We start from the raw sequence: 17,373 nt of genomic DNA, 5'->3' as shown, positions 1-17,373 counted from the left end.
TTAAAACCAAATTTCATTAAATTTGAAAGTGTGATTGCAAAATAGTAATGTGGCTGAATGTTATGACTTTCAGCGGGCTACCGCAGCGCATTCAGGAGAGTACAGAATGAAAATTGCATTGATGATGGAAAACAGCCAGGCAAGCAAAAACGCCATCATCCATAACGAGCTTAAGGCCGTTGCGGATGAGAAAGGTTTTCCGGTCTATAACGTTGGGATGAGCGACGAAAATGATCATCATCTGACCTACATCCATTTAGGAATTATGGCCAGCATCCTGCTTAATTCCAAAGCTGTAGACTTTGTTGTTACAGGTTGCGGTACGGGCCAGGGGGCAATGATGTCACTGAATATCCATCCGGGTGTGGTGTGTGGTTATTGCCTCGATCCTGCAGATGCGTTCTTGTTCTCTCAGATTAACAACGGCAACGCGCTTTCTCTGGCATTCGCCAAAGGTTTTGGCTGGGGTGCTGAGCTGAATGTGCGCTATATGTTTGAAAAAGCGTTCACCGGGCGTAACGGTGAAGGCTACCCACCGGAGCGTAAAGAGCCGCAGGTGCGTAACGCCGGTATTCTGAATCAGGTGAAAGCGGCTGTGGTAAAAGAAAATTATCTGGACACGCTGCGCGCGATCGATCCTGAACTGGTGAAAACCGCTGTATCAGGCCCGCGCTTCCAGCAGTGCTTCTTTGAAAACTGCCAGGACAAAGCAATCGAAGCGTTTGTACGCGAGGTGATTGGCTAAATCCTGTTGGCCCGGCGGCGTTCACCCTCCGGGCTACCTGTTCTTGTTCGATACTGCGCTTCCTGCATCATGGGTGAGCCGCAGCGTATCCACCATACCTACCAGACAAATAATGGCAATAGCGACAAAGGCCAGCCGGAAACTGATCCCCGGAACATTGCCCAATGCCAGCTTTTCACTGACCACATCGCCAATGCGGATGCCAATAGCGGCTAAAGAAATGCCCAACCCCACCGCTAATTGTGTCGCCGTACTGAACAGCGTATTAGCGTAGCTCATTTGTGCCGCGGGGACGTCAGCGAAGGCAAGTGTGCTGACGCCGGTAAACTGAATTGAGCGGAACACGCCGCCCAGATACAACACCAGCAAAATAACCCACACGGGGGTCTGTGGCGTAATTAATGCACAGGCCAGCAGCGCCAGAACGTTAAGTGCACCGTTAATCAACAGCAATTTCTTAAATCCCAGCCAGCGTATCAACGGTGTGGTGGCAGGTTTAATCGTCAGATTGCCGACAAATACCGCCAGTACCAGCGAACCCGCGTGAAAAGCGTTCATGCCAAAACCTACCTGAAACATTAACGGCAGCAGAAACGGCACGGCGCTGATAGAGGCACGAAACAGCGATCCGCCATACATGGTGACGCGAAAAGTAGGGACGTTCATGGCATCAAGGCGAATCATTGGCCAGGCGGTGCGATGAAAATGATGCAGTGCAAACAGAAAGGTCACTGTTCCTAGCGCCAAAAGTCCGGCGGTCAGCCAGCCCTGAGGCTGTTGGGTTCCCAGTAACTCCATGGCATACACCAGGCTCACCATCGCAACAGAGGTTGCGATAAATCCCGTTATATCAAATGGGCGGCGCTCGTCGTCATGAATATCCGGAATAAAACGTAGCGCCAGCGCAATCGCCAGTATTCCGAGCGGTACATTAATGAAAAAGATCCAGCGCCAGTTGGCATAGCTGGTAATGAATCCGCCAAGGGGAGGGCCAATGATGGGTGCGACTAACGCGGGCCAGGTCAGGGTCGCAATAGCGGTGATCAACTGATGTTTAGGCGTGGTTCGTAATACCGCGAGTCGGCCAACCGGAACCATTAGCGCACCACCTATACCCTGTAAGATTCGCATGGCGACAAAGCTCTCAAGGCTTTCGGACAAACCGCATAAAACCGAGGCGAGAGTAAATATCGCCAGTGCAAGGGTAAACACCTTTCGGGCGCCGAAGCGATCCGCAATCCAGCCGCTGGCGGGGATCAGTACCGCGAGGGTGATCAGATAGGCGCTGATACCTATGTTTAGGTCAACTGCCTGCACGCCAAAACTTTTCGCCATGTCGGGCAGTGCGGTGGCAATCACCGTGCCGTCAATAAACTCCATAAAGAAAGCCCCGGCAACCAGTAATGCCGCCGGGGATAGACCGCGTTTGTTCTCAACCGCAAAATGTTCACTCATGTTGTGCTTGCCATCTCAAAAGAAACTGACTGGAACTATTTTTATTTTCAGCGCATTCGGAAGGCATGCGCGGCTATCGTTTCGTTCGTTGAATGGGTACTATGACGACCTTTCTATAAGGAGCTCACTATGTCCCAAACACTGAATGCCGATCAGGAACTGCTCTCGGACGTTGTTGCCTGTCAGCTGGTTATCAAGCAGATTCTGGATGTTCTTGATGTTATTGCCCCAGTAGAAGTTCGGGAGAAAATGTCCAGCCAGCTGAAAAGCATCGACTTTTCCAGCCATCCTGCAGGTGCCGATCCGGTCACTATGCGCGCAATACAAAAAGCGGTTGCCTTGATCGAGTTGAAATTCACGCCGCAGAATGAATCTCACTAAAATAAACCGTTGTTTCAGGTTTTAGAAAGGTTTTTTTGCGCCTCGCAGAATGAGAGGCGTGAGCGTAGAGAAAATTAAGCACCAGCCGGATAAGGTGCGTCGCATCGTTATCCGGCATTAACACGATGAAAATTGAAGATTAGTGATGTTGATAGTTCACGACGTTCAGCAGGTGCTTATCGGTTTGCGCCATGCACAGTCCCGCACGTTTAGCGCTGCGGACTTCATCAAGAATCGTCTGTAACAGCACGCCATCCTGCTGCTGCTCTTTTTCCAGATCGTGAAGAAAATCAATGGTTGTTGCATCATTCAAGGCTTCTGCTTCATTAGTTAAGCGTGATAGCTTGCTGTAGCGCTGTTGGTATTCATCCAGCGTTTTCTGAAACAGTTCTTCAAGGGAAGTTAGTTCATCACCCGGAACATCAATAGCCTTGACGATAGGGTTAGCCCCGGCACTTTTCATAAAATTAAACATACGCATCATTTGAGTCACGTTACCTTGCGCCTGGGTGCGTAGAAAGGTTGCGGTGCCAGTCAGGCTGTGTTCGTAGCACCATTCACTGAGATGCAGGTAAAGATTCGATGCGTAGAACTCGAGGTTCATTTGTGTGTTGAGTTTATGAACAATTCCAACTGCAGCCATATCAATATCCTTATTTCCAGAAAGGGGAATGTACGTTACTAACGTCAGTGCAACGGGCTGCCGCTACACGTCACCACTACGTACAATTAAAACTGTTAGCAGAATAAATCCGTTCCGCCGGTCCTTTAGTGATCACGAATTATATTCGCTCCCGATCGAGATTCAGCATAACTCCAGTCCCGACATAAGAAAATCCTTAAATCTGCGTATTTATGATTTTTTACATATTGTCATAGCAATATTAGTGATTTTTCCGCTTGTGCATATAAATGCTGTGAATATAACAGATTGATATTTATGGGATTAAAGTAAAACATTGATAATGAAATGATGTTTCATATCACGAAATGGAATTTCACAATCAGGTATTGTCTGTCGCCAGATGATTATCTGGTCTTCGGATGAAGAAATTTCACCATTGACCCGCGTCGGTGAACGCTATCTGCTGGCTAATTTTTTGCGCCAGATCAGTTTTGTGGAAATTAATAAAGTTAAGCGCCTGAATGATTCGGCATTTATTGTTTGGTGTATTTGGAAAAATCGAGGAGTGTGTATGAAAAAGCTTGCCGTGCTACTGGCACCTGGTTTTGAAGAGGCGGAAGCCATTGTTACCATTGATATTCTGCGCCGCCTGCAGATCGAAGTTGAAACACTGGCCTGCGCCGAGTCCCGTGCGGTGGTGAGCTACCATGACGTGCCGATGGTGACGGACAGCACGCTGGCTATGCGTCAGACGGACCTCTACGATGCTGTCGTGTTGCCTGGCGGGCCGCAGGGCAGCGTTAATCTTGCCGCCAGTGAGGCTGTCATCCAGTTTATCGCTCGCCATGACGAGGCAGGAAAACTCATTTGCCCGGTGTGTTCTGCGGCGGCGCGTGTGCTGGGCGGCAACGGCCTGCTGAAGGGGCGCCGCTATGTGTGTTCGGGAGATCTGTGGCAAAACGTCGCGGATGGAGAATATATTGATGCGCCGGTTGTTGAAGATGGCAACCTTATTAGCGGCAAAGGGTTAGGGCATATTTTCGATTTTGCTTTCACGCTTTCAGCGCGTCTGCTGGAAGATGACATTCCGGTTCGCGATCATGCTGACCACATTTATTACAGATGGTAATCATTGTGCTCCCGAATGCTTCGGTATTCGGGAACAAGGATTCGTTGGCTGATGTTATGGACTAATCTGCTATCCCTCTTTATTCCCGTCGACAAAACCGCGTTTTTTTATGTCATTTCCCGCTGAATTTATGTACGCAATTACTGTAATTCTGTGGTGTGATGCCGCTCTCTTATGGAGAATCAATTTCCCGCTAAAAATACTCTCAGCACTGGCATTGATCTTATCAATAAAAGGTAATGCCTTGTTTTACGTCCGAATTACAAAAAATCGTCTGATTTTACCCTACATAAAAGAACGTTAAAGCTGGAGTTAACCATGCACAAATTCACTAAAGCGCTGGCTGCCATCGGTCTGGCTGCCATTATGTCACAATCCGCTATCGCTGAATCCATGAAGCTCGGTTTCCTGGTCAAACAGCCGGAAGAACCGTGGTTCCAGACTGAATGGAAATTTGCCGATAAAGCCGGTAAAGACCTTGGTTTTGAGGTGATTAAAATTGCCGTTCCGGATGGTGAGAAAACCCTTAACGCCATCGACAGCCTGGCTGCAAGTGGAGCAAAAGGGTTTGTGATTTGCACGCCAGATCCAAAACTGGGACCAGCCATTATGGCTAAGGCGCGTGGCTACGATATGAAAGTCATTGCCGTCGATGACCAGTTTGCCAACGCCAAAGGTAAGCCGATGGATACCGTACCGTTGGTGATGATGGCGGCAACCAAAATTGGTGAGCGCCAGGGCCAGGAGCTGTACAAGGAGATGCAAAAACGCGGTTGGGATGTGAAATCCACCGCCGTAATGGCCATTACCGCCAACGAACTGGATACCGCACGTCGTCGTACTTCTGGTTCAATGGAAGCGCTTAAAGCCGCAGGCTTCCCGGAAAAACAAATTTACCAGGTCCCAACAAAATCGAATGACATCCCCGGCGCATTTGACGCCGCCAACTCCATGCTGGTTCAGCATCCTGAAGTCAAAAACTGGCTGATTGTCGGCATGAACGACAACACCGTGCTGGGTGGCGTACGTGCTACCGAAGGGCAGGGCTTCAAAGCACCAAACGTGATTGGTATCGGGATCAACGGCGTTGACGCGGTTAGCGAGCTGTCTAAAGGCGAAGCGACCGGGTTCTACGGTTCACTGCTGCCAAGCCCGGACGTGCACGGCTATAAATCCAGTGAAATGCTCTACAACTGGGTAACGAAAGGTGCAGAGCCACCGGCATTCACTGAAGTGACGGATGTGGTGCTGATTACCCGCGATAACTTCAAAGAAGAGCTGGCGAAGAAAGGCTTAGGCGGTAAGTAACAGAAATGCTGCGATGTTGTAGGCCGGATAAGGCGAAGCCGCCATCCGGCGCAATGCCCGGTGGCGCTGTGCTTACCGGGCCTACGTCCGGCGGTTTTCCAGGCCGGTAAAATCCTGACTCACGGAGACGTTATGCAACAGTCTACCCCGTATCTCTCATTTCGCGGCATTGGCAAAACGTTCCCGGGCGTTAAGGCGCTGACGGATATCAGTTTCGACTGCTATGCCGGACAGGTGCATGCGCTGATGGGCGAAAATGGCGCCGGGAAATCAACACTCTTAAAAATTCTCAGCGGTAACTATGCGCCAACAACGGGATCTCTGACGATCCGCGGACAGGAAGTTTCGTTCGCGGATACCACTGCCGCACTCAACGCCGGTGTCGCCATTATTTATCAGGAACTGCATCTCGTCCCGGAAATGACCGTTGCCGAGAATATTTACTTAGGGCAGTTACCACACAAAGGCGGGATTGTGAACCGCTCGCTGCTGAACTATGAAGCAGGAATCCAGCTGAAGCATCTGGGGATGGATATTGATCCCGATACCCCACTGAAATACCTCTCCATTGGCCAGTGGCAGATGGTGGAGATTGCAAAAGCGCTGGCGCGAAACGCCAAAATTATCGCCTTTGATGAACCAACCAGCTCCCTGTCGGCTCGCGAGATTGAGAATCTGTTTCGCGTTATCCGTGAGCTGCGCAACGAAGGACGTATCATTCTGTACGTTTCGCACCGTATGGAGGAGATTTTTGCTCTCAGCGATGCCATCACCGTGTTTAAAGATGGTCATTACGTCAAAACGTTCTCGGACATGCAGCAGGTCGATCACGATGCGCTGGTGCAGGCGATGGTCGGGCGTGACCTCGGGGATATCTATGGCTGGAAATCCAGACCGTATGGCACAGAGCGTCTGCGGCTGCATGAAGTCAAAGCTCCAGGCGTGCGTACGCCAATCAGCTTATCTGTGCGAAGCGGTGAAATTGTCGGGCTGTTTGGCCTGGTGGGGGCCGGACGTAGCGAATTAATGAAAGGGCTATTCGGCGGTACGCGTATCACGGCGGGCCAGGTATTTATTGATGAACAGCCTATCGATATCCGTAAACCAAGCCATGCCATTGAAGCGGGTATGATGCTGTGCCCGGAGGATCGCAAAGCCGAAGGGATCATTCCGGTCCATTCAGTGCGCAACAACATCAACATTAGTGCACGGCGTAAGCATGTTCTGGGGGGATGCGTGATCAACAACGGCTGGGAAGAGACCAATGCCGATCACCATATTCGTTCACTCAACATCAAAACGCCGGGTGCAGAGCAACTGATCATGAACCTCTCCGGCGGTAATCAACAGAAGGCTATTCTCGGTCGTTGGTTATCGGAAGAGATGAAAGTGATTTTGTTGGATGAGCCGACACGCGGCATTGATGTGGGCGCCAAGCATGAAATTTACAACGTGATTTATGCCCTCGCAGCGCGCGGTGTGGCCGTATTGTTTGCTTCCAGTGACCTGCCAGAAGTACTCGGTGTCGCCGACCGTATTGTGGTGATGAGAGAAGGCGAAATTGCCGGTGAGTTACTTCATGAACAGGCGGATGAGCGCCAGGCGTTGAGCCTTGCTATGCCTAAAGTCAGCCAGGCTGTAGCCTGAATAAGGAGAGTATGATGTCTTCCGTTTCTACATCGGGTTCAGGTGCTGCGAAGTCGGCGCTAAATCTGGGCCGCATTTGGGACCAATACGGCATGCTGGTGGTGTTCGCTGTGCTGTTCCTGGTTTGTTCCCTCTTTGTGCCAAACTTTGCTACTTTCATCAACATGAAGGGGTTAGGGCTGGCGGTATCAATGTCGGGTATGGTTGCCTGCGGGATGCTGTTTTGCCTGGCGTCCGGTGATTTCGACCTGTCTGTCGCATCTGTGATTGCCTGTGCTGGTGTTACCACTGCCGTAGTTATTAACATGACCGAAAGTCTGTGGATTGGTGTGGCTGCCGGACTGCTGCTCGGTATTCTGTGTGGCCTGGTCAATGGGTTCGTGATTGCGCGGTTAAAAATTAACGCCCTGATCACGACTCTTGCGACAATGCAGATTGTACGTGGTCTGGCCTATATTATCTCCGACGGTAAGGCAGTCGGGATTGAAGACGAGCGTTTCTTCACACTCGGCTATGCTAACTGGTTTGGTCTGCCGGCGCCTATTTGGATCACGGTCGTTTGTTTCATTGTCTTTGGCTTACTGCTGAACAAAACCACGTTTGGGCGTAATACCCTGGCCATTGGGGGCAATGAAGAGGCGGCGCGCCTGGCTGGGGTTCCGGTTGTTCGCACCAAGATTATTATCTTTATTCTTTCCGGTCTGGTATCCGCCATTGCCGGGATTATCCTCGCATCGCGTATGACCAGCGGCCAGCCAATGACCTCAATCGGTTATGAGTTGATCGTTATTTCGGCCTGCGTGTTAGGGGGCGTTTCGCTTAAAGGCGGCATCGGAAAAATCTCATATGTGGTGGCCGGGGTGCTGATCCTGGGTACAGTTGAGAATGCGATGAACCTGCTGAATATCTCTCCGTTCGCGCAGTATGTGGTACGTGGCCTCATCCTGCTGGCGGCGGTGATCTTCGACCGTTATAAGCAAAAAGCGAAGCGTACCGTTTGATGATTTAAACCCCAACTTTTTAGTCTAGCTTCTGCCCGTCGCCAGCCGCTACCCGGCTGGCGATTGTTTTTTCAAATGGCGAGCATGGTCACACTGTCTATACTTATATCCGTCATACATCATCTATATGCCGCGATCCGCGTGGCGTTCTGACCATGATGAGGAGGATAACCGGGTGACAGCATCACTGACTTTACCCCCTGAACAATCTGCAAACTGTGCTTACTTTTTTGATCTCGATGGGACACTTGCTGAGATTAAACCCTTTCCCGACCAGGTCGTTGTCCCGAAGACAATCCTGCAATGTCTACATCAGTTAGCGACGCAGAATGCGGATGCGCTGGCATTGATTTCAGGGCGCTCAATGGTTGAGCTTGACGCACTCACTACTCCGTTTCGTTTTCCGCTTGCCGGAGTACATGGGGCAGAACGCCGTGACATCAATGGTCAGACGCACATAGTAAACCTGCCTGAAGGTATCGAACGTGAAGCCGGGGCGTTATTACACGCAGCGTTGGTGACGTTACCGGGGGCAACACTTGAAACCAAAGGCATGGCCTTCGCATTGCATTATCGCCAGGCACCCGAACACGAAGCGGCGCTGGTTACCCTGGCTGAAGGCATCACGCGCAGATGGCCGCAGCTTGCTCTGCAGCACGGAAAATGTGTCGTGGAAATAAAGCCTAAGGGCAGCAATAAAGGCGACGCGATAGCTGCATTTATGCGGGAAGCTCCTTTTGCTGGCCGGATCCCTGTGTTTTTCGGTGATGATCTGACAGATGAAACAGGGTTTGCTGTAGTTAACCGCGCTGGCGGTATTTCCGTGAAGGTGGGGATCGGGCCGACGCAGGCGACATGGCGTCTGGATGGCGTCAGGGATGTCTGGCGCTGGCTGGAGAAAATTAACTCTTCGCAGCAAGAACCGAAAGCAACGAATAACAGAAGAGGTGGCTATGAGTCGTTTAGTCGTAGTATCTAATCGTATCGCCTCACCAGATGACAAAGGGAGCGCGGGTGGGCTCGCGGTCGGTGTACTGGGCGCGTTAAAAGCTGCTGGTGGTTTATGGTTTGGCTGGAGTGGTGATACAGGTAATGAGGATAAACCGTTAAAAAAGGTCACGCGTGGCAATATCACCTGGGCCTCGTTTAATTTGAGTGAGCAAGATTACGAAGAGTATTACTGCCAGTTTTCAAATGCGGTTTTATGGCCCGCGTTTCACTATCGACTGGATTTAGTTCAGTTTCAGCGCTCTGCCTGGGAAGGCTACCAACGGGTTAATGCCTTATTGGTGGATAAACTTCTGCCGTTGCTTGGCGATGACGACATTATTTGGGTTCATGATTACCATCTGTTGCCGTTTGCCTGCGAGTTACGTAAGCGCGGCGTGCGTAATCGCATCGGTTTTTTCCTGCATATTCCGTTTCCGACGCCGGAAATTTTTAATGCGCTCCCGCCACATCTGGCGCTGCTTGAGCAAATGTGTGATTTTGATTTGCTTGGTTTCCAGACCGAAAACGATCGTCAGGCTTTTCTGGACTGTCTCGCAGCCCAGACTCGGGTGACCACGCATAAAGATAAGCACCACCAGGCATGGGGAAAAGCGTTTCGCACTCAGGTCTATCCCATCGGTATTGAACCGGATGAGATTGCTCGACAGGCGTCCGGTCCGCTGCCGCCAAAACTGGCACAGCTAAAAGCGGAGCTTAAAAATGTGCAGAATATTTTCTCCGTGGAGCGTCTGGATTACTCCAAAGGCTTGCCGGAGCGCTTTCAGGCCTATGAGGCCTTACTGGAACATTATCCGCAGCACCACGGTAAAATTCGCTATACGCAGATAGCACCGACCTCGCGTGAAGAGGTGCAGGCCTATCAGGATATTCGCCACCAACTGGAAACAGAGGCAGGGCGAATCAACGGCAAATATGGGCAACTGGGCTGGACGCCGCTTTACTATCTGAACCAGTATTTTGATCGTAAATTGCTGATGAAGATCTTCCGCTACTCGGATGTAGGGTTGGTGACCCCGTTGCGCGATGGTATGAACCTGGTGGCGAAAGAGTTTGTGGCCGCACAGGATCCTGCTAACCCTGGCGTGCTGGTTTTATCGCAATTTGCCGGGGCGGCGAACGAGCTAACCTCCGCGCTTATTGTTAATCCTTATGACCGGGATGAAGTGGCAGGCGCATTAAACCAGGCGCTGACGATGCCACTTACCGAACGTATCTCGCGCCACGCTGAAATGCTTGAGACTATCGTTAAAAACGATATCGACAACTGGCAGGCGACGTTCATTTGCGATCTTAAAACGGTCACGCCGCGTCGGAGTCAATGCCAACTGCCAGACAATATCTCTTCCTGTTCTAAACTCGCATGAAGTCGTGGCACCGTGGATTAATCTCCAGCTAGCGGAACCAGAAGAACGTCCACCTGGCTGGTATGAATCACGCTTTTCGCTGAACAGGCAGCGCGCGAAAAAAAACTGTGGTTATGGTTGCCGTAAATGACCAGATCAACGGCGTGTTTGCGGCATACATCCAGGATATGTTCATTCAGAGCCCCATAGGTAATAAAGGTATGTTCAATGGGGTATTCTGCTTCTTTGCTAAGTTTGTCGATAAAATCCTGAGTCTCTTCCTGCATGACTTCACGCAGGTCTTCCAGCATGGGGGCAGCAAACTGGTTATACAGTTCGGGGTCTGAGACCAGTGTAATCAGGCTAATTCGGGCGTTGACAGGGCGAGCGATAGAAACCGCCTTGTCTAACAACTGCTGACTTTCAGGGGTGGCGGCAACAGCAACAAGAATGTGCGAATAGCTCATAACTCGCTCCTTTTTTTCAAGAATTATGAGAGGGCTTTTCAGCTTTACTCAGCTTACTCCATACTGCAACGTTTCCTTCCTTCATAGTGTGAATGTCATCATGATTATTCATTAATTATTCTTATAAATAGAATAATCGATTCATATTAGTTGCAGATATGTTCAAGTTACTTAAGTGAAACCCACTGCTAATGAAAACAACGTGTTAATAGAAATTAAACATATATTAACATTTGCAAGGTCGTCACATCGCGGTATTAATTAATCACTCTAAATATTTAACTTATTGTTTATAAAGAATTTAATTAAAAAAATTTTTTGAGTTAAATATGTGATCCAGCTCGCTATTTCACGGCGTGATATTAACGGATGTGAACAAAATACTATTCGCTTTTATTGCAAGAATATTCGTACATCAGGAATTGAAATGGATGATGGCAGGGTAAAAAATAAGCAAAGTAAAAGCTACGCTGATGGATTTATGTTAAGTGTTTGGCTGGTTTATGTGATCTTGATCACATATTCTTTAAATTCGCAGCATAGCTCCGTTGTATGTGTAACTGACGGCGGGTAGAGTTGCGTCGAATTAGGAAAAATCTTAGACATTTGTAAGAATTGATGTGAGCTTGTAAGGGATGCTGCCTTCTTAAAAGGGAATGTTTAGACAACGCGTAAGTGTCGTCACGCTGCTATGTATTTGACCTTTTGCTTTTTTTTACCGGGCCTTCCCGGCGACATCACGGGGTGCGGTTTTACCGCATGAAAACAATGTTGGTTATTATGGATGCAAATAATGCATACATCCGAGTTGCTGAAACACATTTATGACATCAATTTGTCATATTTATTGCTTGCACAGCGTTTGATCGTTCAGGACAAAGCATCTGCGATGTTTCGCCTTGGTATCAGCGAGGAAATGGCGGACACGTTGGCAACATTAACACTTCCTCAAATGGTCAAACTGGCCGAAACAAACCAACTGGTATGTCATTTCCGTTTCGACGATCACCAGACTGTTACTCGCCTGACGCAAGACTCCCGCGTTGACGATCTTCAGCAAATTCATACTGGTATCATGCTTTCAACACGCCTGTTAAGCGACATCGATGATGCAGCACGTAAGAAAAGGGCTTGATGATGAGCGAAAAAAGCATTGTTCAGGAAGCGCGTGATATCCAGTTAGCAATGGAATTAATCACATTGGGCGCCCGTTTGCAAATGCTGGAAAGCGAAACGCAATTAAGCCGTGGTCGATTAATCAAGCTGTACAAAGAATTACGCGGTAGTCCTCCGCCAAAAGGGATGCTCCCGTTTTCCACCGACTGGTTTATGACGTGGGAACAAAATATTCATGCGTCGATGTTTTGCAATGCATGGCAATTCTTGCTCAAAACGGGTCTCTGTAGCGGCGTGGATGCCGTGATCAAGGCGTATCGGTTATATCTTGAGCAATGCCCGCAGCCTGAAGAAGGGCCACTGCTGGCGTTAACCCGCGCGTGGACGCTGGTGCGATTTGTCGACAGCGGATTGCTGGAGTTGTCCCAATGCAATTGCTGCGGTGGGAATTTTATCACCCACGCACACCAACCCGCAGGCAGCTTTGCCTGTAGTTTATGCCAACCGCCATCACGGGCCGTAAAAAGACGTAAACTTTCCCAGAATGCTGCCGATATTATTCCACAACTGCTGGATGAACAGATCGAACAGGCTGTTTAACTGATACGGTGTGGATGAACACTCCAGCAGCGGTAAGCAATTACCGCTGCTTTTTTTTGTCCTGACCTTACGTTAATTGCCCGACTGCGCATCCTGTCATAGTCAATTGCGAAAGGATGATGTCGTGCTTATCTTATTAGGTTACCTGGTTGTTATTGGTACAGTTTTCGGCGGTTACATGATGACCGGCGGACACCTTGGGGCACTCTATCAACCGGCTGAGCTGGTGATTATCGGTGGTGCGGGTATTGGGGCATTCATCGTCGGCAATAACGGGAAAGCCATCAAAGGGACGATGAAAGCGATCCCGTTGCTTTTCCGTCGTTCGAAATACACCAAAGCGATGTATATGGATCTGCTGGCGCTCTTGTATCGCCTGATGGCCAAGTCACGTCAACAGGGCATGTTCTCGCTTGAGCGCGACATCGAAAACCCAAAAGAAAGTGAAATCTTCGCCAGCTATCCGCGCATTCTTGCGGATGCTGTAATGCTTGATTTTATTGTCGATTATCTGCGCCTGATCATCAGCGGCAACATGAATACGTTTGAAATTGAAGCGCTGATGGACGAAGAAATTGAGACTCATGAGAGTGAGGCTGAAGTCCCGGCGAATAGTCTGGCGATGGTCGGCGACTCACTACCGGCATTCGGGATCGTCGCGGCCGTTATGGGGGTTGTGCATGCGCTGGCTTCTGCCGATCGCCCGGCAGCAGAGCTGGGTGCGTTGATTGCGCATGCGATGGTGGGAACATTCCTCGGTATTTTGCTGGCCTATGGATTTATTTCTCCGCTTGCCAGCGTTCTGCGACAGAAAAGCGCTGAAACAACCAAAATGATGCAGTGCGTGAAGATAACGCTGCTCTCCAATCTGAATGGTTACGCGCCGCCGATTGCCGTTGAATTTGGTCGTAAAACACTGTACTCCAGCGAACGTCCTTCGTTTATCGAACTGGAAGAACATGTTCGTGCGGTGAGAAATCCAACTGCGCAACAGACGACCGAGGACGCATGAAAAATCAGGCTCATCCCATTATCGTTGTAAAGCGACGCAAGCATAAGAATCACGGTGGTGGGGCGCATGGCTCGTGGAAAATCGCCTACGCCGATTTTATGACCGCGATGATGGCCTTCTTTCTGGTGATGTGGCTCATTTCTATTTCCAGCCCTAAAGAATTGATCCAGATTGCCGAATATTTCCGTACACCGCTGGCCACCGCAGTGACCGGGGGAAATCGTATTTCGAATAGCCAAAGCCCGATTCCAGGCGGCGGGGATGATTACACCCAGCAGCAGGGCGAGGTGAACAAACAGCCGAATATTGATGACCTGAGAAAACGTATGGAACAGAGCCGCTTGAGCAAACTTCGCGGCGATCTCGATCAACTGATTGAATCCGATCCCAAACTGCGAGCGCTGCGTCCGCATTTAAAGATTGATTTAGTTCAGGAAGGGCTGCGGATACAGATTATCGACAGTCAGAATCGTCCGATGTTTAAGACCGGTAGCGCTGAAGTTGAGCCGTACATGCGCGATATCCTGCGCGCGATTGCACCAGTGCTCAACGGGATCCCTAACCGGATCAGCCTTTCCGGTCACACGGATGATTACCCTTACGCGAATGGTGAGAAAGGGTACAGCAACTGGGAATTGTCTGCCGATCGCGCAAATGCATCGCGTCGCGAGCTGGTTAGCGGCGGTCTGGATGATGGAAAAGTATTACGTGTGGTAGGTATGGCCGCCACGATGCGTCTGAGCGATCGCGGTCCTGAAGACGCTATCAACCGCCGTATTAGCCTGCTGGTTCTCAATAAGCAGGCAGAAGAGGCCATTTTGCATGAAAACGCTGAAAGCCAGAATGAGCCGGTAAGTGTCTTACAACGGCCAGCGGAACTCCCGCCGGTAAGCGTTCCCACATCGCCACCAGCCAATCCGAGGTGATAGCGTGAGCATGGATATTAGCGATTTTTATCAGACATTTTTTGATGAAGCTGACGAACTGTTGGCTGATATGGAGCAACACCTGCTTGATTTGGTTCCTGAAGCCCCGGATTCCGAACAGCTGAATGCCATTTTTCGTGCAGCGCACTCGATTAAAGGCGGGGCGGGCACCTTCGGCTTTACCATTTTGCAGGAAACGACCCATCTGATGGAAAACCTGCTGGATGAAGCGCGGCGTGGCGAGATGCAGCTCAATGCCGACATTATCAACCTGTTTTTGGAAACGAAAGATATTATGCAGGAACAGCTCGACGCCTATAAAAGCTCAGTGGAGCCTGATGCCGACAGTTTTGAGTATATCTGCCAGGCGTTACGGCAGTTAGCGCTCGAAGCGAAAGGTGAAACCGCACCGGCAGTTGTCAACCCAGCAAAACTTAGCGTTGTTGACAGCGCCGCGATGCAGGAAGAGGCGGTTGCAAAGCCTGAACCCGCCAGTGAAGAGAGCAAAAAACGCATTACTCTCTCGCGCCTGAAAGCCAGCGAAGTGGATTTACTGGAAGAGGAACTGGCGAATCTGGCGACCTTAACCGATGTGGTAAAAGGAAGCGACACGTTATCAGCAACGCTTGATGGCAACCTCGCAGAAGATGACATCATCGCGGTGCTTTGCTTTGTCATTGAAGCCGACCAAATTGAATTCGAAACCGTCAGCGCAGAGCCTGTGGCAGCTGAAGCTGATGAGGTGGCTGTTGTCACTGAGCCGCAGCCGGTTGCTGTGGCACCTGCGGTGAAAGCTACCGCCAGTGAAGCACCACATAGCCGCGCGGAACGTGAAAAACCCGCCCGCGCCAGCGAGTCGACCAGTATCCGCGTAGCAGTTGAAAAGGTTGATCAGCTTATTAACCTGGTTGGCGAGTTGGTGATCACGCAGTCGATGCTGGCCCAGCGCTCTAACGAACTGGATCCTGTCAATCACGGCGATCTCATCACCAGTATGGGTCAGTTACAACGTAACGCCCGAGATTTGCAAGAGTCGGTGATGTCGATTCGTATGATGCCAATGGAGTACGTGTTCAGCCGTTTCCCTCGTCTGGTGCGCGATCTGGCCGGTAAGCTGGGTAAACAGGTCGAGCTGACGCAGGTTGGTAGCTCAACCGAACTCGATAAGAGCCTGATTGAACGCATCATCGATCCGTTGACGCACCTGGTGCGTAACAGCCTCGACCATGGTATCGAATTGCCGGAAAAACGCCTTGAATCCGGCAAAAGCCCAATCGGCAATCTGACGCTTTCCGCGGAGCATCAGGGCGGGAATATTTGTATTGAAGTGACCGATGATGGCGCTGGCCTGAACCGCGAACGTATCCTGGCTAAAGCTGTCTCTCAGGGCATGCCGATCCACGAAAACATGAGCGATGACGAAGTGGGTATGCTGATCTTCGCTCCAGGCTTTTCGACCGCCGAACAGGTGACGGATGTTTCCGGACGCGGCGTGGGTATGGATGTGGTGAAGCGAAATATCCAGGAGATGGGCGGCCATGTTGAGATCCAGTCTAAACAGGGACAGGGGACCACTATTCGCATTCTGCTGCCGCTGACGCTGGCGATCCTCGACGGGATGTCCGTGCGTGTGGCCGATGAGGTCTTCATTCTGCCACTGAATGCCGTTATGGAATCGCTGCAACCGCGCGAAGAAGATCTCCATCCGCTGGCCGGAGGAGAGCGCGTTCTGGAAGTGCGTGGCGAATATTTACCGCTGGTTGAGTTGTGGAAAGTCTTTGAGGTTGAAGGCGCTAAAACTGAAGCGACTCAGGGCATAGTGGTCATTTTACAAAGTGCAGGGCGTCGCTATGCGCTGCTGGTGGATCAGTTAATTGGCCAACACCAGGTGGTGGTCAAAAACCTGGAAAGCAACTACCGCAAAGTGCCAGGTATTTCTGCTGCAACGATCCTCGGCGACGGCAGCGTCGCGCTGATTGTCGATGTCTCTGCATTGCAGGGGTTAAACCGCGAACAACGTGTGGCGATCACAGCCGCCTGATTGAGTGAGAAGGGAATAATATGACCGGTATGAGTAATGTAACTAAACTGGCCGGCGAACCGTCAGGTCAGGAATTCCTCGTGTTTACGCTGGGGGATGAAGAGTACGGTATCGATATCCTGAAAGTGCAGGAAATCCGTGGTTATGATCAGGTGACGCGCATCGCTAACACGCCAGCGTTTATCAAAGGCGTCACAAACCTGCGTGGTGTGATTGTGCCTATCGTCGACCTGCGCGTGAAATTTAGCCAGAGCGATGTGGATTACAACGAAAACACCGTGGTGATCGTGCTGAATCTGGGTCAGCGGGTGGTTGGAATTGTGGTTGATGGCGTCTCGGATGTGCTGTCGCTGACAACGGATCAAATCCGTCCGGCACCGGAGTTTGCGGTCACGCTGTCAACGGAATATTTGACGGGATTGGGTGCGCTGGGTGACCGGATGCTGATTCTGGTCAACATTGAGAAGCTGCTGAACAGCGAAGAAATGGCGCTGCTGGATATTGCCGCTTCCCACGTCGCATAATCGCCATAACTCATCCGGCCTACAATGATTGCTGTTGCAGGC

At 50.4% G+C, this 17,373-nt stretch carries 17 protein-coding genes; 14 read left to right on the top strand and 3 right to left on the bottom strand.

Annotated elements, in window-relative coordinates:
• Nucleotides 1–106 precede the first annotated feature (106 nt).
• Entirely contained in the window at nucleotides 107–745 is a 639-nt protein-coding gene (locus OGX94_RS15555) for an RpiB/LacA/LacB family sugar-phosphate isomerase (RefSeq protein ID WP_003034591.1), read from the top strand.
• A 33-nt stretch (nucleotides 746–778) separates the two neighbouring features.
• On the opposite strand, the gene OGX94_RS15550 is transcribed toward OGX94_RS15555, so the two are convergent.
• The gene (locus tag OGX94_RS15550) at nucleotides 779–2,200 is read right to left on the bottom strand and encodes an MFS transporter (protein ID WP_003833901.1); all 1,422 of its coding nucleotides are present in this window, start codon (nucleotides 2,198–2,200) and stop codon (nucleotides 779–781) included.
• A gap of 129 nt (nucleotides 2,201–2,329) precedes the next feature.
• Here OGX94_RS15550 and OGX94_RS15545 point away from each other — a divergent pair, with 129 nt between their 5' ends.
• On the top strand, nucleotides 2,330–2,581 hold the full coding sequence (locus OGX94_RS15545) for a DUF2766 family protein (protein ID WP_003034595.1): 252 nt from the start codon (nucleotides 2,330–2,332) through the stop codon (nucleotides 2,579–2,581).
• 139 nt (nucleotides 2,582–2,720) lie between these two features.
• Here OGX94_RS15545 and OGX94_RS15540 read toward each other — a convergent pair whose 3' ends face one another.
• Nucleotides 2,721–3,224: a non-heme ferritin-like protein gene (locus tag OGX94_RS15540; protein ID WP_003034597.1), complete on the bottom strand. Its 504-nt coding sequence runs from the start codon at nucleotides 3,222–3,224 to the stop codon at nucleotides 2,721–2,723.
• A gap of 553 nt (nucleotides 3,225–3,777) precedes the next feature.
• On the opposite strand from OGX94_RS15540, the gene OGX94_RS15535 reads away from it, so the two are divergent.
• The 6 genes from OGX94_RS15535 (at nucleotide 3,778) to otsA (ending at nucleotide 10,666) form a co-directional block, all read left to right on the top strand.
• A complete protein-coding gene (locus OGX94_RS15535) occupies nucleotides 3,778–4,335 on the top strand; it encodes a DJ-1/PfpI family protein (RefSeq protein WP_286569561.1) in 558 nt (185 codons plus the stop codon).
• Nucleotides 4,336–4,653: 318 nt separating this feature from the next.
• A complete protein-coding gene (locus OGX94_RS15530) occupies nucleotides 4,654–5,643 on the top strand; it encodes an arabinose ABC transporter substrate-binding protein (protein ID WP_003833897.1) in 990 nt (329 codons plus the stop codon).
• Nucleotides 5,644–5,775: 132 nt separating this feature from the next.
• Nucleotides 5,776–7,290, top strand: coding sequence for an arabinose ABC transporter ATP-binding protein AraG (gene araG / locus OGX94_RS15525; protein ID WP_126317812.1), 1,515 nt, complete (start codon nucleotides 5,776–5,778; stop codon nucleotides 7,288–7,290).
• 14 nt (nucleotides 7,291–7,304) lie between these two features.
• Entirely contained in the window at nucleotides 7,305–8,291 is a 987-nt protein-coding gene (araH, locus tag OGX94_RS15520) for an L-arabinose ABC transporter permease AraH (RefSeq protein ID WP_003034609.1), read from the top strand.
• A 175-nt stretch (nucleotides 8,292–8,466) separates the two neighbouring features.
• Nucleotides 8,467–9,270: a trehalose-phosphatase gene (gene otsB, locus OGX94_RS15515; protein ID WP_257661887.1), complete on the top strand. Its 804-nt coding sequence runs from the start codon at nucleotides 8,467–8,469 to the stop codon at nucleotides 9,268–9,270.
• The gene (gene otsA, locus OGX94_RS15510) at nucleotides 9,245–10,666 is read left to right on the top strand and encodes an alpha,alpha-trehalose-phosphate synthase (protein WP_003833894.1); all 1,422 of its coding nucleotides are present in this window, start codon (nucleotides 9,245–9,247) and stop codon (nucleotides 10,664–10,666) included. Before otsB ends, otsA begins: the two co-directional genes overlap by 26 nt.
• A gap of 17 nt (nucleotides 10,667–10,683) precedes the next feature.
• On the opposite strand, the gene uspC is transcribed toward otsA, so the two are convergent.
• Nucleotides 10,684–11,112: a universal stress protein UspC gene (gene uspC / locus OGX94_RS15505; RefSeq protein ID WP_063940887.1), complete on the bottom strand. Its 429-nt coding sequence runs from the start codon at nucleotides 11,110–11,112 to the stop codon at nucleotides 10,684–10,686.
• A gap of 793 nt (nucleotides 11,113–11,905) precedes the next feature.
• Here uspC and flhD point away from each other — a divergent pair.
• From flhD to cheW, 6 genes are all read left to right on the top strand, one after another.
• Nucleotides 11,906–12,247 carry a flagellar transcriptional regulator FlhD gene (flhD, locus tag OGX94_RS15500; RefSeq protein ID WP_003034622.1) on the top strand — a complete coding sequence of 114 codons (342 nt, stop codon included), beginning with the start codon at nucleotides 11,906–11,908 and terminating at the stop codon, nucleotides 12,245–12,247.
• Nucleotides 12,244–12,828: a flagellar transcriptional regulator FlhC gene (gene flhC / locus OGX94_RS15495; RefSeq protein WP_008785071.1), complete on the top strand. Its 585-nt coding sequence runs from the start codon at nucleotides 12,244–12,246 to the stop codon at nucleotides 12,826–12,828. Before flhD ends, flhC begins: the two co-directional genes overlap by 4 nt.
• 124 nt (nucleotides 12,829–12,952) lie before the next feature.
• Complete coding sequence (motA, locus tag OGX94_RS15490) at nucleotides 12,953–13,840, top strand: flagellar motor stator protein MotA (RefSeq protein WP_003034628.1); 888 nt, start codon at nucleotides 12,953–12,955, stop codon at nucleotides 13,838–13,840.
• Nucleotides 13,837–14,766 (top strand): flagellar motor protein MotB, encoded by a 930-nt coding sequence (gene motB / locus OGX94_RS15485; protein ID WP_003034631.1) that lies wholly within the window; start codon nucleotides 13,837–13,839, stop codon nucleotides 14,764–14,766. The genes motA and motB overlap by 4 nt, the downstream gene beginning before the upstream one ends.
• A gap of 4 nt (nucleotides 14,767–14,770) precedes the next feature.
• On the top strand, nucleotides 14,771–16,807 hold the full coding sequence (gene cheA, locus OGX94_RS15480) for a chemotaxis protein CheA (protein WP_197385787.1): 2,037 nt from the start codon (nucleotides 14,771–14,773) through the stop codon (nucleotides 16,805–16,807).
• Between the two features lie 20 nt (nucleotides 16,808–16,827).
• On the top strand, nucleotides 16,828–17,331 hold the full coding sequence (cheW, locus tag OGX94_RS15475) for a chemotaxis protein CheW (RefSeq protein ID WP_003034638.1): 504 nt from the start codon (nucleotides 16,828–16,830) through the stop codon (nucleotides 17,329–17,331).
• Nucleotides 17,332–17,373 lie beyond the last annotated feature (42 nt).

The sequence above is a fragment of the Citrobacter sp. Cpo037 genome (genome assembly GCF_030332945.1).
GTDB lineage: Bacteria > Pseudomonadota > Gammaproteobacteria > Enterobacterales > Enterobacteriaceae > Citrobacter > Citrobacter portucalensis.
The sequence above is the reverse complement of the archived record's forward strand: the minus strand, read 5'-3'. Positions and strand labels throughout refer to the sequence as shown.

Excerpts from the sequence above, each read along its gene's own strand:
- OGX94_RS15555 (WP_003034591.1), top strand. The coding sequence starts at position 107 with ATGAAAATTGCATTGATGATGGAAAACAGCCAGGCAAGCAAAAACGCC.
- OGX94_RS15550 (WP_003833901.1), bottom strand. The coding sequence starts at position 2,200 with ATGAGTGAACATTTTGCGGTTGAGAACAAACGCGGTCTATCCCCGGCG.
- OGX94_RS15545 (WP_003034595.1), top strand. The coding sequence starts at position 2,330 with ATGTCCCAAACACTGAATGCCGATCAGGAACTGCTCTCGGACGTTGTT.
- OGX94_RS15540 (WP_003034597.1), bottom strand. The coding sequence starts at position 3,224 with ATGGCTGCAGTTGGAATTGTTCATAAACTCAACACACAAATGAACCTC.
- OGX94_RS15535 (WP_286569561.1), top strand. The coding sequence starts at position 3,778 with ATGAAAAAGCTTGCCGTGCTACTGGCACCTGGTTTTGAAGAGGCGGAA.
- OGX94_RS15530 (WP_003833897.1), top strand. The coding sequence starts at position 4,654 with ATGCACAAATTCACTAAAGCGCTGGCTGCCATCGGTCTGGCTGCCATT.
- araG (WP_126317812.1), top strand. The coding sequence starts at position 5,776 with ATGCAACAGTCTACCCCGTATCTCTCATTTCGCGGCATTGGCAAAACG.
- araH (WP_003034609.1), top strand. The coding sequence starts at position 7,305 with ATGTCTTCCGTTTCTACATCGGGTTCAGGTGCTGCGAAGTCGGCGCTA.
- otsA (WP_003833894.1), top strand. The coding sequence starts at position 9,245 with ATGAGTCGTTTAGTCGTAGTATCTAATCGTATCGCCTCACCAGATGAC.
- uspC (WP_063940887.1), bottom strand. The coding sequence starts at position 11,112 with ATGAGCTATTCGCACATTCTTGTTGCTGTTGCCGCCACCCCTGAAAGT.
- flhD (WP_003034622.1), top strand. The coding sequence starts at position 11,906 with ATGCATACATCCGAGTTGCTGAAACACATTTATGACATCAATTTGTCA.
- motB (WP_003034631.1), top strand. The coding sequence starts at position 13,837 with ATGAAAAATCAGGCTCATCCCATTATCGTTGTAAAGCGACGCAAGCAT.
- cheW (WP_003034638.1), top strand. The coding sequence starts at position 16,828 with ATGACCGGTATGAGTAATGTAACTAAACTGGCCGGCGAACCGTCAGGT.